This is a genomic window from Pseudomonas koreensis (assembly GCF_036668835.1).
Lineage (GTDB): Bacteria > Pseudomonadota > Gammaproteobacteria > Pseudomonadales > Pseudomonadaceae > Aquipseudomonas > Aquipseudomonas koreensis_I.
Genome location: NZ_JAZEVW010000011.1, coordinates 57,933 through 72,514, shown reverse-complemented (window position 1 = coordinate 72,514; position 14,582 = coordinate 57,933). Strand labels below are relative to the sequence as shown.

Annotated in this window: 10 protein-coding genes; 4 read left to right on the top strand and 6 right to left on the bottom strand. The window is 51.3% G+C overall.

The genetic code is table 11. The features are described 5' to 3' along the window. Window positions 1-1,827: a UvrD-helicase domain-containing protein gene (locus V6F91_RS24640; RefSeq protein WP_332769066.1), complete on the top strand. Its 1,827-nt coding sequence runs from the start codon at window positions 1-3 to the stop codon at window positions 1,825-1,827. A 591-nt stretch (window positions 1,828-2,418) separates the two neighbouring features. Further along, a complete protein-coding gene (locus V6F91_RS24635; protein WP_332769064.1) occupies window positions 2,419-3,069 on the top strand; it encodes a hypothetical protein in 651 nt (216 codons plus the stop codon). Window positions 3,070-3,326: 257 nt separating this feature from the next. Here the strand turns inward: V6F91_RS24635 and V6F91_RS24630 are convergent, their stop codons facing one another. Continuing rightward, a complete protein-coding gene (locus V6F91_RS24630) occupies window positions 3,327-4,220 on the bottom strand; it encodes a DUF4365 domain-containing protein (protein ID WP_258712083.1) in 894 nt (297 codons plus the stop codon). Window positions 4,221-4,976: 756 nt separating this feature from the next. Here V6F91_RS24630 and V6F91_RS24625 point away from each other — a divergent pair. Together V6F91_RS24625 and V6F91_RS24620 are read left to right on the top strand one after the other, a co-directional pair. After that, window positions 4,977-5,288: a hypothetical protein gene (locus tag V6F91_RS24625; RefSeq protein ID WP_332769151.1), complete on the top strand. Its 312-nt coding sequence runs from the start codon at window positions 4,977-4,979 to the stop codon at window positions 5,286-5,288. Further along, the gene (locus V6F91_RS24620; protein ID WP_332769149.1) at window positions 5,237-5,680 is read left to right on the top strand and encodes a TIGR02391 family protein; all 444 of its coding nucleotides are present in this window, start codon (window positions 5,237-5,239) and stop codon (window positions 5,678-5,680) included. Before V6F91_RS24625 ends, V6F91_RS24620 begins: the two co-directional genes overlap by 52 nt. Before the next feature lie 1,060 nt (window positions 5,681-6,740). Here the strand turns inward: V6F91_RS24620 and V6F91_RS24615 are convergent. The 5 genes from V6F91_RS24615 to V6F91_RS24595 all read right to left on the bottom strand — a co-directional run bounded on the left by V6F91_RS24615 (window position 6,741) and on the right by V6F91_RS24595 (window position 14,197). After that, window positions 6,741-8,243: a hypothetical protein gene (locus V6F91_RS24615; protein WP_332769060.1), complete on the bottom strand. Its 1,503-nt coding sequence runs from the start codon at window positions 8,241-8,243 to the stop codon at window positions 6,741-6,743. Then, window positions 8,240-9,928, bottom strand: a complete 1,689-nt coding sequence (locus tag V6F91_RS24610) for a hypothetical protein (RefSeq protein ID WP_332769059.1) — start codon at window positions 9,926-9,928, stop codon at window positions 8,240-8,242. The genes V6F91_RS24615 and V6F91_RS24610 overlap by 4 nt, the downstream gene beginning before the upstream one ends. A gap of 120 nt (window positions 9,929-10,048) precedes the next feature. Further along, window positions 10,049-11,230: a phospholipase D family protein gene (locus V6F91_RS24605; RefSeq protein ID WP_332769058.1), complete on the bottom strand. Its 1,182-nt coding sequence runs from the start codon at window positions 11,228-11,230 to the stop codon at window positions 10,049-10,051. 740 nt (window positions 11,231-11,970) lie between these two features. Next, window positions 11,971-12,804 (bottom strand): DUF4435 domain-containing protein, encoded by an 834-nt coding sequence (locus V6F91_RS24600; RefSeq protein ID WP_332769056.1) that lies wholly within the window; start codon window positions 12,802-12,804, stop codon window positions 11,971-11,973. After that, complete coding sequence (locus V6F91_RS24595) at window positions 12,797-14,197, bottom strand: AAA family ATPase (RefSeq protein WP_332769054.1); 1,401 nt, start codon at window positions 14,195-14,197, stop codon at window positions 12,797-12,799. Before V6F91_RS24595 ends, V6F91_RS24600 begins: the two co-directional genes overlap by 8 nt. Window positions 14,198-14,582: the final 385 nt, after the last annotated feature.

Genomic DNA, 14,582 nt, shown 5'->3' with positions numbered 1-14,582 from the left:
GTGGAAAGCGAAGCGGATACACTAGTCCGTAAATGCATAGATGGCCGTCGCAGCTTCGCGATGATAGCCGGAGCGGGCGCGGGTAAGACTAGTTCGTTGGGTGATGCTCTTAATCGGGTTCGGGATAATGAAGGACGCTCCCTTAGAAAAAATGGTCAACGCATTGCCTGTATTACCTTTACCAAGCGTGCCGTTGAGGTCATAAAGAAAAGGTTAGGGTTCGACGAGCTATATCTAGTTTCAACTCTTCATGGGTTTCTGTGGGGCCAGATCAGCCGTTTCCATGAAGATATTCGCCAAGCGCTATACGTAAGTCGTATCCCAACTCTTATAGAAAAGGCCATGGCAGATGATAATGGGGGTAACAGCAAAAAGGCATTAAAGGCCCGTGCAAAAATCGATCGACTGACAGAACAGCGCGCCCTTCTCGAATCAGTTAAAAGTTTTGACTATGCCGACACAAGCTTCAGTGATTACGGCAAGGGACAGATCGGACACGACGACGTCATAGAGATTGCAACCTACTTGCTTGCAAATAATAAAACTCTCAGACGGATCATCGGCCTACGCTTCCCATTTATCTTCGTCGATGAAGCGCAAGACACATTTGAAGGCATTGTCTCAGGACTCAATCTCGTGTGTGCGGGCGCTGAACTTCCTGTGGTCGGCTATTTCGGTGACCCCTGGCAGCAGATTTATGACCGGAGCGCCGGCAATTTTGCGCCACCTGCCAATGGTGAGGTCATCAAGAAAGCTGAGAATTTCCGCAGTTCCAAGAGCGTTATCCGTCTTCTAAATGCCTACCGTGGGGATGTTGAGCAGTATGCCGCTGGCGAAAATGCGGCATGTGAAGGTAGCGTCGAATTCTTACTGATCAAAGCAGAAGATCCAACGGAACCGCGCAGGCGTTATTCAGAGGAACAGATTGAGCGGGCGCTGGCACGTATGGATGCTGCAGTCGAAGGCTGGGGCTGGACAGGGCGCGACGATGTCATGAAGCTCTTCCTAGCACGTCAAATGATCGCACGGCGGCTTGGCTTCGCTGACCTCAACCGACTCTTTACAGGCGACTATGCGTCGTCTCGTGCCCAAGATGCCTTTGAGGAAGGTGCGCATTTCCTTCTCAAACCATTTATTTCGACAATTTACCCTCTTATCACTGCTCATAACCAAGGTGACGAACGAGAAATTATCAATCTGCTTCGTCGGGATAGCCCGGCTTTCGCGATCGATGGATTAAACGCGGAAAAATCACTGAAGTTGATGATTGAAACTTCGAAGGCTTTGGTTGGCCAATTGCAGACTCTATGGGGTACCGAAACGATAGGAGCGATCCTTCGTTTTTGTATCGAAAAGCAGATCATCCAGCCTTCCGAAAGGCTAAGCGAGCATCTTGATCGTGCCCCTCGGGTTGAGCCGTTTGATGAGGATATTCACAGTCTAGACAAAGGTGACTGGCTCGCAGACTCTCTATTCAGAATGACGCCTGAGATGGTCGCCCGTTACGCCGATTATCTCAACAACAATACCGCCTATAGTACCCAGCATGGCGTAAAGGGAGAGGAGTATCCAAAGGTGTTGGTCGTCTATGACGATGTCGAGGCCGCATGGAACCAATACAGCTTTAGTAAGACCTTAACGCCGCTTACTGCCGGCGAGCCCTCTGACCGGCAACGCGCCGTAACTCAGAAGCTTGCCTATGTCTCGTTCTCCCGTGCGAAGGAGGATCTGCGTGTCGTACTGTTCACCGCTGACCCGGAAGGAGCACGAGCAGAACTCATAGGAAGCAAGCTATTAGTGCCTGATCAAATCCGAATAGTGGATTAAATGTTGAGCCTGCCTTTTGATTCAGCGAATGGCATTAAGCCTAAGCGGGGGGGAAAGGCACTTATCTACGTATGTTGAGAAAGGCGCTGACACCAAGTCCACTTCGGAAATCAATAAACGGTTTACGCTGTTGACATTGGCACCTCGACTGCCCCTCAAGAGTTGGTTGCTCCCGATCGTCGCTGACATATTGAATATAAGCGGATGAATTTGAACGTCTGCTCTTGGCCGATTTCTGCCTGTCGGGACCGGCTGAAATCGACCCAAGCTGCTGCTGAAGGACGGCAACCACCGGTAAGGAACGGAAATTCACCTATCGGAGCACTAATCGCCACCCGATCATAGACACGCTATCCAAAGATTACGTGGGCTCAGGGAACGCCTTGTCGCCTCTGCTCCATTGCTAGTAGGCTCGTTACAATCGTTTAGCACAATGAGATAAAGAGGTTACGAATGGATGTTGAGGGTTTTGCCACATCTATGGCGCAAACCAATTACGCCATAGATGTTGCTCGCTTATAATTAAGCTCGCCTAACTAGACTGGGTTGCTTTAACCTCATTATCAATACTTAATAAAAAAAAGGCTAGCAATGAAGGAAACTCTTGGCAGACTATATTTGTGGCAAGTAGCCCTTAATAGAATCATTGATCTTCTGGCGCTCAGGCAACGAGTTGGCCGCTTCTGCAACACTGGCAGGCCAATGGAAATCACAGAATTGTATGACAAGGAGCGCAGAAGATTAAAAACTGGCCTTCGACTTGAGGGAGAGGCATTAAATAGCTTTGAAAATAAACATGGCTCTTTATTCCCTGACATCCATGACATTCAGCTAATTGATGAGCTAATAACCGAGGAGATAGTTATTAAGTTTGGCACTATTTTTAATGGTGGTTATGGTAAGCCAGGAATAATTGCTGGGAACAACAAAAGATTTTGGGAGCCGATCATCGATGAAATAGTGTCAGAGGCATTTTCTGGTGACATTAGAGTCAAATTTATTAAATTCATAGAAGATGCCAAAGCGTACCGCGACAAGCATGGCGCTCACTTTGATCAAGAAAGCTTTATCATGACACATGGCAATAAAAAACCTGACGAAGACGGAGTTGTTTATAGCGTAGGCTGGAGTAGTGCCTTATTGACATTCGACTGGAGCTTTGCAAGTGATGCTCTACCTGTTTTTAGCAAGGCCTTAAATTGTCATGTTAAAAAACTACAAAAAGAGGCTGGCATAATATAGGGTATGGCTTCGATGCATAATAATTATCCAGGGCATTCACTCCGCTCGCTTGGATCGTTTATATCTCACCCCACTCAAACACCATACCTCAAGAACAAAGCCATGCCGGATTTTTAAATAGAGCTTCACTTACTATACGACCAGTATGGGTCGTTAGCGGTCGGTTGCGAATAGCTGCTAAATAACCCAAGCTGAGGGTGGCGAGAGGCACGTCTCAGTCAGAAGTATTCCCCTGTTCGGTTTCATACTCCGCTAGGTTAGTCAGGCCAAAACTGGATTTCACGTCCGTTATTGTCAAGTTCGTTTAGCCAAAGCATTGGAGATCTGCTATAGAGTAGCGGAAAGACCTCCACACCTGGTTGTGATGCTATATATTGCCTTATATCTTCCGAAAAGCTTAGAGCGCCTCTCGACTCACTTGAGACGTAGATGTGCAGCTTCGTGGCACCGCACTGCTGTGTGTTGTACTCCTTCCATCGCACAATCTCCTTCAGATCCTCGATTTGCAATTGACCGTATTGATCATGGTGCACATCAATCATCACCATCTCGCCTGAAATCTTAGCAAGAAAGGCATATACGTGGTAATCCCGTGGCAGCTCGAAGATCGTACATATCTCGATCTTCCTTGTGTACTTCTCGTGCAGGAAACCGTACAGAAGCGCCTCGACGATATCACCGTGCTGTGGCCGACCAGCTAGCGATGTCAGCGCATTCTTGCTGTCTGCGCCCAGAACGTGACTGAAAGGAACGATGAGCTTCCATCCCTTCGCCAGAAGCTCCGTATTTGCGGCGCTCACTTCTTGCCAGTAGCACTTACTATCGGCCGGATCGCACAAAATCACCATCACCGGAAGCGAATGCTCGATCCAATACTTTAAGTGCTTCGACTTTCCGCGAAAGACGAAGCCGAATTCAGTTCGCTCTTTCAGGAAACTTGGACCGCATTTGATCTGCGCTGCAATCAACCTACCAGTACCTCTCTTTTCAGGACTGACCAGTTCGATCTGCGCGTCGATGCCTAGGTCTGCTTTCCGTTGATCTCTAAAGATCCATTTGAGGTCATCAGAAATAATTTGGTCGACCATTCGGACCCCCTTGTCGCCCAAGTAGTCATCGTCGCCATATTGGGGAAGGTCTTCTACTTCCATTAAATTTAACACCTTGAGCTAACTGTTATGCCTTTCGACCACTTCCATTGAAGAGTAGCCGAGATGGGGGGTAGTATTTTCCGCCATTTAAGTCTGATTACGTTCCTTGTTAATATGTAACTCCTTCAACAGTTTGGGTGTTCGTTAACAAATGTGGCGTTTTACGGAGTTCCAGAGCACTTTACGGAGCTACGGCCTCTGTGTCTATGGTGTGTTTTAGCCGTACTACATCGTTCGCTAGCGACCGCTATTGGCCGGAAGCGGTCTTTCCTGAACGTTCGCTAACGGCCAGATGGGTACGCTCATCGCCGTCCGTTTCTCGCCGAAGTCGTTCGGTTACGGTTGGAAGCTATTTCCAAAAAGGTGCCGGTCAGTCATAAGATCCGATCATTATACGGTCTTGAAAACCGTCGACTGTAACAGGTCCATGAGTTCGAATCCCATCGCCTCCGCCATCTTAAGTACGACAAAGCCCTGATTATTCAGGGCTTTGTCGTTTCTGGCATTCAGGAAATTGGCTCCTCTCTCTATGGATCGTTTCCGCATCTTTTCGGTCATTTCCGCAACCCTCCTCCCGACATTGCTTGTTCGACCTCGACACGCAGGGAGATGTGGCTGTCTTCAACAGGCAGCTTTCGGCCAAAAACCGTCCTTCCTGGTTGCCCGGTTTACGGGAGCGGGGGCACGGTGATTTCCACTCCGGAACGACATCGACTATAGACTGTGGTCATTGTGAACAGTTTGGAGTGTGTTTTTATGTCGCTCCTCAAGGAAATCTACCCAACGGCCACGCAACTATGCGACGTTCCTTTGCTGGATTTGAGCCAATCTGTTCTTCAGGTCCTCGGGAGCAAATTACAGCGCCCGCAAGACGCCGAGTGCACCCAAAACTTCCTATCCGGCGTGCGAGATGACTACGATCAGAACGAACTCGCAGCGCTGGAATGTTCGGAAGCTTGGTGCTGGCTTATTGCATCGGCTTCATTTGTCATCATCCTAGTCATGACGCCCAATGGATGCCCCTTACAAGACAGGGGCGAAAGCACTGTGCGCAAGGCGTATCGCTGAAGTCGTGGATAGCAGATCGTCAACTCCAAGAGGACATGCTTCACGTGTCACTACGGTCCACCGCACTCAGTCTCTTCAGACAAGAATTGTTCGATACGGCCGTCTTTGAGGCGTTCAAAGTGCTCGAAGTATTAATCCGCCAAGCAGCAGGCCTCGGAGATGAATCCCTTGGCACCAAGCTCACCGCGCGGGCCTTTGACCCCAAAGGCGGGCCACTGACGGACAAGATGGCTGAAGCCGGCGAAAGGCAGGCGTTGATGAACCTAATGTCTGCCGCAATCGGAAGCGACAAGAACCCCCAAAGCCATCGTCATGTAGGACTTGAGGCGCGGGAGATGATCATCATGGCGTCCCGCTTACTCGGCATCGTCGACAACCGTCGCCCTACATAATGGTGTCGCCCCCCTCCCCGCTGGCGGTTGTGGCGTAGCCTTTAGCTACTGACTGCCTTTGGCTGACTTTAGCCTTGCATGACGGCAAGTTAGACTGCACTTCATTTTCCACCCTTTTTCCCAAATAGGGGCAGTAGGGAGTCCCAAAGCACACCCTCGATAAGCTCGATATCCTCGTCGATTGAGTCTTTGAACTCGTAGTACTCGACCAGAAATTCCGCACCGAGTGGGGCCGCCCAAGCAGACAAATAGAGCCCCCACGTAGTCGTGCCCGTACCTGTTCCTAGGTGACTTCGGAATCTGTTGTACATATTCTTCGAGGTTCCAACATAAATTGACCTCGAACTCGGATGTGCAGAGTTGTCACGACTCATGTTCCGCGACTTGGTCGAGCGAGCGCGCCTAAAAGCACTCCTTGCTCTTGTAATGAGCTGAGAATTCTTCCCTTCGAAGATAACTTGATAGAGATAGTGCGTCACTGTTGTCTCTACTGGGAACCGAGTATGAAGGCAATTTAATGCGGCCGTACTGGAAAGATCTGTCGACGTGAACCTGATGTACCTCGGTCCGGCCTGCGGGGCCGCAAGCACATTGGCAGCGCGCTTAACTCGTGTTTTAAAAATATGTTCCAGACTCACAAAAATCTCCTTGAGATGCCTAACGCCTTAGTTAACCGGTATTACGTGCGCGTTGAACGACCAGTTAGGCTAGTGCTAAGACTGGATGTGGCCAATGGGTGCCAATCACAAAGGACTGCAATTGACCGATGCTGTGTAAAAACGTTTTTGATCGGTACGGCTGACGGAGTCACTCGGATAATCGCGTTCCTACGCAAATTTGAGGTCTGCTGAGCAGCCGATTTTGTCAGTAGATTTCGCGTAGGAATGCATGCATCAACACCAGCAGTGTGTTTTCACACAGCCTGGACGCAAAACGGACACTTCTTATAGTGCCCGACTGGCGTGAGCTCAGCTGGCTAACACCACGCCTATCTATTCAAGGTAGGCGGCTTCTGCATTGAGGTTGGAAATTCGCCCAACCAGCTCTCACGTATACCCGCTCACGCGGTAAGCAAACGCGCGTACTCCGCCTCCAGATAAGCATCCACAACATCCACATCCAAAGCGCCTGCCGCATAGCACGCCTTGAGATCCTTGATCGCCAGTGTGCCCAGACGGACCCAGGCGATCAGATTACCGCGGGCCATGAAGGCAACGATATTGCCCCCCGAACGCAAGGCGGCGTCGGTCCCGTCGACCAGGCACAAGGTACCGTGACCAACCACCAACATCCTGCGCAGCTCGGGATTGCCCGGTGTTGGAAGGCAATCGCGCCATTGCCGCTGGTGATAGAAGCGCTGCTTGATCACCCACATGGTGCGGGTAAGCAGTTCGGTGATCAGCACCGGGATCGCCATGGCAAGGCCGTGACGCATGTCGTAACCCGCCTCGAACACTTTCACGGCCAGGGTCGCAAAGGTCTGCTTGTGCTGTCCGAACGAACCGACGTTGATGAACTGCAACAGCGAATAAAACGGAATCGGGATACCCGAGCCCCGCCCAGCATCCACTTTGCCGCGACCGCCGGAAGAACCCGCCATATCGGAAAACAGGTGCCCCAGCCAATTCATGAACCCGGCGAACACCTTGGCCACCAGGTTGCCGCCGCTCAATTCGAAGGTCTTGGTGTTGACGCTGATCAGCTTGCCCTTGTCGACAAAGTGTGCGGTGTTGCTGAACTGATCTAGGATGGAGAAGAACAGCCCCAGTAGGTCGGGCGAGTGGCCCAGGCTTTTCACATGGTGGTTCTTCATCGACATGTTCTGCACCGCACCGCCAGTGGCGTGGCTGGTGGCATGGTCGTAGTTGATCTTGAACTTTTCCTCGAGAAAGCCGATGGCGCTGGCAATCTTGTTGGAGCCCTCCCTCCCGCCTTTCCAGCCGTTCAGCCTGGCGAAACCCTTGACCATATCGTCCGTCTGCTCGTCCGCCCACTTGCCCAGCGCGCCCGTGCCCGGAACGCCGACGAAGAACACATCGACCAGCCCGCCGATCAGCCCGCAGGTGCCGGCGATCATGTAGTCGTACTGGTCGCACGCCGCCGCCTTGAGGGTGAAGTCGGCTTGGATGCGTTTTTCCAGGGCGATGCGCTGGCTGTCGGTCATCAGGCCGCAGAACGGGTCTTCAGCACGCTCCAGGCCCTGACGGGCGGCGTAACTGTCGAGTTGCGCCAGGCAATCGGACCAGTCCTCGTCGATCTCGACGATATCGAGCAGTTTGAGGGGCTGCAGGGTTGTCTGGTAGTCCGTGGGTACCGCCAGCACCTCGCGCTCGAAGAGCACCCGCTCGTGCTCTTCAACGACGAACACCACATCCTGCGCATCGACAACACTTTGCGCCTGGGCCAGGAGACTGTCGAGCAGCTCATCGTTGCTGCGCTGGTCTTGGCCCATGCTGTCGAGGACACCCAGCATTCGGTCCAGGTGCGCATTGGTCTGGTCGAGTTGATGCTGCTGGATCAGCAGCGCTTGCGCCTGATCGTGCAGATGGCTTTTCTGCGTCACGAGAACAGGCTGCTCAGTTTTTCCCGGGCCTTGCCGGCCACCTCGCTGGCCGAGCCCAGCAGCACATCACCGACATTGAAGTAACCGATGACTTCGAAGGCCCGGACCAGATTTTCCAACTGCTTGCTGTCGCGATCGCGCTTGATGCACAGCTTTACTTCGCTCACCTCCTCTTCGGCGTCCGCGCTAGACACCACCACCGAGCGCTCTTCATAGAAGTCCAGAATCCAGTCGTACAGCTCAGTCTTGGTCGGTTCGCGGGTCAGCGTGCGCAGCTTGCCTTCATCTAGGAACTGAGCGCAGCGCAGTTTGGTGGCGCTGGCTTGGGCCGAGCTGGTTTTTTCCGTTAGCACCTGGCCGGCGCTGGTCATCCGCGTCATCAATCCCATCAGCCGCTTGATCTTGACGTCCTGGGCGCCTTGGGCCTGGATGGCTTCGTTGAGTTTTTCGGTAATGAAGTTGATGTCATTCATCACCAGGGAAATGGTCAGTTGCGTCTGCTTGATCACTTCATTGAGCATCAGCTCGCGACGCTTGGAGCGGCTCAGCTCATCCGCCCCGGTCAGCTTGCGCACACCGGCATAGGTGCCCACACCGATCAATACGGCCACACCAATGCCGGTCATCATACCCGACATACCCAGCAAGCCGCCCATGCCCAGGCTCGCCAGACCAGAAGTCAGGCCCGCCGCGGACATGCCCACCACCGAGCCCGACAAATACACCGCCGCCAGCGGCGTCCCCACCGCCGCGGCCTTGGCGGAAAGCAGCTTGAGGGCGGAGACGATCTGGTCATCGGTCAGATCGTCGCGGAGCATGTCGTAATCGTTCTTGATGGCCATGACCGCCAGCTCGATTTCCTCGTCGCTGACCTGCAACAGTTCGCGGTTGTTCTGCAGGAAGGCGAACCGGGCAATATCGCGACCACCGGTGCTGTAGTAAAGGTTGATCAGATCCTTGACCAGCGACACGTGCAGCGCCTTGATCTGCCCCACCGGGCTGTTGCTGTGGATGCGCTCGAGCAGGGTCGCCAGGGAAATATGCGCGCTGCTGGAGGTCATATAGGCACGCAGGATAAAACGGGCGCTCGGACTCAGATCCAGGCGCGTCATCAACTGGAGGACTTCGGCGAACTCCTTGTCATCAATGACCTGGTCATTGGCGTAGGCCGAATTGATGACTGCCTGGACATAGGCCACCTTCAGCGGCTCGCCCAGTTCATCGATGGAGACCAACTGGCGTTCTTCCTTGAACTCGCTGAAATCCTGCACACAGGTCTGCAGCGTCTCCGCCAGCTTGCGGTAGTTGCAGCTCGACAGACCGGTGATGGTCAGGTCGGCGCCCTCCTTGCGGCTGATAAGCAATGACACTTCCACCTTGTCACCCTTGCTGCCGCTGACCGTCTCGACATACTCCACCGAGGAAATGCCCACGAAGGGCACGCTGACCGGATCGGTAAAGCTCCCGCTGCGATAGATCAGTTGCTCGCCGGTAAACAGGATTCCGTCCTTGCCGCTGCCGAGCAGGGTGTTGTCGAACAGCGCCACGACCGTGGACGGACTGCCGGTAAAGGCGAAGGCCTGTACCGCATTATTGAGTTTCTTTTCATCGATCCGCGGGGCGACGGAGATATTGCTGGAGATACTGCCGAGGTTTTCCCGCAGATAGACGTTGACGTTGGTCATGACACATCCTTGCGAACGAAGCGAAATGGCTTTTTGATATCAGATAAATCTATCAAATACTCCTGCACTGGCCTAACTGTTTTTACGCGGTGCCTACGTCCTTCGTAGCATATCGAAGGCCTAAGCCCTGCTTCGCCACATCTCGTGCCAGATCACCGAATCCCGCACCCCCAAGTTCTCCACCGGATAGCCGCCCTTAGTGTTCCGCGCATTGGACAGCGCGGCCCTGAGCAGATAGGCCGCTTCCAGGTATTTGTAGCCGGCACTGGCGCCGTGCGGACTCTTGCATCCGGTCGCACGCAGCCAGGCCGACACGGGCTCATTGTCGAGGTGATAGGCGTCCGGGAAAAACTGGCACAGCATCTCGGTGAACACGGACTTTCGCGTCGACACTTTCAAGGTAGTCAAACGATCGATTTCCGTCATTACCACCTCATCTCGGTCCTGCGCATCGGCCTCTATGACCCGAATGAGCGATCTGGACAGCTCACGGAAATCACTGTTCTTGCCCTGACGCTCCCAGCCATTCGCCTGGAAACGGCTGCCGTCGCCGAAATCCCATAGCCTGCGCAGTTCGTAATAGAAGGCCTCGTTCCTTTCGTCAGGCCATTGCCGAGCTCGCGACGCGGTCTTGAAGTGCGTCTGCAGTTCCTTCTTGTTCTGCTCGAAGACAAGCATCTGGGACCTGCGAAAGTCCAGCCAGGACCCCTGCAAGGAAATCGCGTTTCTGGGGGGTAAACGCAGATTGAACACTCTGTTTGGTGCCTGCTGCGATCGCTTGTTGGACGTACCCGGCTTTCTCCTCTGAACCGCCTCCCGATAGCCATCCAGCCAGCTCTGGTTGAGAATCACACAGGATTTCCTGATTTCAAGGATCCACGCCCTGGCTGACGCGAAGGTATCGCCGGATAGTTTCGAATAGCCGTTGACTTCATGGTTGGTAGCAAAGGCGGCTTTCGAGAGATTCGAAGAGCCAACCAGCGCATGAAAGCTGCCATCAGGCTCGCGCCAGAACATCGCCTTGGGATGGAAGCCGTCGAACAATTCCGCCACCAGGAACTGCGCCCGGCGCGCTTTCGGCAGCCAGTTGATGACCTTCTCGCAGGCCACTTTTCGGGTAATGCCGAAGTCCTTTCCAACGATGAACGCGAAGGACTTGCACTGCCTGCCGAGCTTGACGCTGGTATCCCATTCAGTGAGGTAGGCACTGAGGATATAGAGCTCTTCGGAGGACTGGAGAGCCCTATGATAGAGCGCTTGAAGGTTGGAACCACTGCTGTGGGGTACTAGAAGAAGATCCATCTCGTCGCGCTTTCCTTCGTCGGTATGGGAGTCACAGGCGCGGGAGCATAAGTCGGTACGGAAAGGGCCGGCAAGGTCTAGTTTATGTCGGAGACCTGATGTGTTTAAGATCGCGTTCTTTAATCTGTTCTCCCTCCCTTGATTGAGGGCTATCGGGCTTCGGGTTGTCTCTACGTTACGTCCATTTCTCACCGTTTGTTGATATTCATGAACGTCCGCTTCTGGAGCGGTTACACATCAACGATTGCACAGTCGTCCTATGCACTGAGAACTCTGCCCAATACGTTGTCTATAGATACTCGTTTCGTTAGTGAGCAGAGCGCGCAAGTGACGATGTAAATTATGGAGATGGCCCGGCTACCACGCGAGCTAGCCCCTCTAACAAATTATCAAGCTCTGCCGGAGGTCCCTTCTGGCCGAATGCGGACGTTCAGGAGCGACAGCTATCGGCCGAAAGCGGACGTTTACTGCAATATTGTAGTCAAAAACTAAGCAGATACTAACAGCGCAAGAATATATAAATGGTTGCCTTTGGCCGTAAGCTCGGGATCCTGACCATCCACTTACGGCCAAAAGCAGAAGTGCCTAAACGGCTGATTCCAGCCATTAGCTACCTTTCTTGAGCCATCCTACAGTAAGGATAAAAAAACCTAACAGCTCGCACCTATTGAACGGTAAATTCCGCTAGTGTTTTCATTGATGTCTGTCAGCTAGGCATACCCATTCACGAGGGGAGTGGACTATGCCGCAGAATCATCTTTGGCCAAATGCCAGGCAGTAATCGAGCGATGCAGCTTCGTCTCACGAAACTCCACCTCTTCGATCCCAGATCTCAATACGCTTTCTACTCTGTCGGAGTCGACTTTACCACCCCTACCAATTTCGCAAACAAGTCCGCCGGTTAGAATGTTAATCGCATCATGCCCCCGCACGTAGCTCCAAGGCTCGACTTCTGGTAAGTCTCTAATCTTAGTAGTCAAATCTTCGATAGATGTACATACACCTTTTTCAACTGCGGAAAGCATCACGCTCTCAAAGTCGTAGACCCATATGTCTTTTTTCATGAAGGCTTGTGGTCTAAACTTTTTAAGTGAAACACCATTATTTAAGTCATTGACAGCACGAATCTTACCGAACTGCATTGCGATATCGCGCACATACTGAAGCACAGAACAACCATGGCGCGCTTCAAAAACCCTGACTTTGTTTGTGTCAGCAAACTCAGCCAGAACTTTAACGTAAGCACTTGACCTTAACAGTAGTCCTTCTAAGTCTCTTGGGTCTGTAGAGATAATATTTTCTGGCATCGAATCATTGACTAAAAGCCAATCGATATCCGCATCTACAATACCTAACATTCGCTCTGAAACTGGATTGGCAGTAAGTGCTTGGATTGACCCTATAACGTTTCGCTTGCCCCCGCTTACTATTAATTCGACTCCCGGTCTCTTTCTCGCTTCGAAAAAACGTATATCGCTCGGCCCTTCGACTAGCCAATAGAAACCTTTCGAACTGGCTTCCATCATGATAATTTCAGAAACTATAACTCCTACATTCTTATCCCAGTCACTCATCATCCAACTCCGCATCTAAGGCAGACATGAGATCGTGGCGACCACCAACAATGAATGGAGAATGTGTAGCGACCACTGCGCTAAACCCTACCTCTTTGGCCACAGAGATCAACTCTGGCAAGAAAGCTTTCTGCCAGCTCACGTGCAGAGACAGTTCAGGCTCGTCGATAAGTACGAGTGTTCCTGCTGACACTTTAAAAAGTAACTCATACATCAACACCAACTCATGCTGCTCTCCGGAAGACAAGGATTCCAAAGGTAGTTCATCACCAGAGTCGAGCTTCACGTACAAGCCTCTAGCCTTGCTTAATAGTACTCGTTTGTTTCTGAACTTCTTCTCCATACTTCCTAGAAGGAGCTGCACTCGCGCAAGCAAACTATCAAACACTTTTAACTTCAGCTGACTATCCCTTACAAACAAACTCATTATCTCAAGTTTGCTAGAATCAACTGAGTCCAGACTTTTTATGTCAAAAGGCTGAACAGAGTCTGCTTCCAACAAGCCGATTGCTCGTAAATCTTTAAGCTTTGTCACGGTTTCGCCAAATTTATCTTTCAACTCTTCAATATTCATTGAGGGTTGCGATTCTGATATAAATCTGTGTGGGAACGACTGATCCAGCTTCTGAGCATTAGCACCGTAACTTTTCAGCGCTGAGTTGATATGAACAACTAAATCCCTTGCGCACTCTTGGACGGTGGGCGTCATCCTACTAACTTTTGCGCCTATGACTCCGATAGCAATATTGGGATTAGGCTCAGTGGTTGAACGGTACAATCTGTTGGTTTCTACAAAATGCACTGGAAATGCGTTTAAGACATCCTTCACCGACTTAGAACCGGATCTTTTTTTATTTTTTCCGCCTCCTAGTAAAAAGACTCCATCTTCGGTGATTACATGATCTTCAGACTCCTCAGATACGCTACCTCCTTCTTGAAAGTTTTTTTGTTCTATGTAGCTTCTGTAAGTCTCTATCGCTGTGGAGGCAGTTGCGGAAGAGACTGTCCCGTAGAGTCTCGCTAAATCTAACCTTTTTTGCGCAGCGGTGTTGAACGTGTGGCGTGCTACAGGCTTCTCATTGGAAAAGATGATAACTTCAAGCTTTCCGGAGTACATTGCTTCCTTTCCGCCACCTCCTGAAGAGCCTTGCCTTAATTGAATTGCTAATATTCGCAACGCATTGCTCAGCGTTATGTTCACTTTATCGAATGGAATTTTAACTAGCTCATCAAAATTTGATGAGAATATATAGCTTATGCATTTTAAAACCGCGGTCTTGCCAACGCCGTTTGGCCCATGCAGTATTGATATCCCTTCAGGATGATCAAAATTCACTTGATGATTGTACAAGCCATATAAATTTTCAATAAAAAAACTCGTAATCCTAGTCACCGCTGCGCTCCATTATGAAAATTTTAAAGTAGCTATTTTGTGTGTGTTGTAGGCGTTATCTAAGCTCGAAATATAGACTCACGAATTCCTAAAATTTTGAGCATGCTTCCCTTCGCATTGTTATAGCTTATTGTCGCTTTCAGTAAAAGCTGATTGACATTTTTCGTCACCAGATGAAGAGAAAAATTATCCTTCTGACGGCATATGCCGGTTAATGTGCTCAGGGAGAACAGCGTGGCCAGAAGCAAGTCGTTCCCCTTTCTCAGAGCTTCGGTGGAACTATAGGGAGTACGATCGGAAATGTGGAAGCAGGAAAAATCTATGAAGCCGCGTTCAAGTGCAGCCTCGATAAACCAGGAGTTTCTCTCATCCCCGCCTGGCCCTA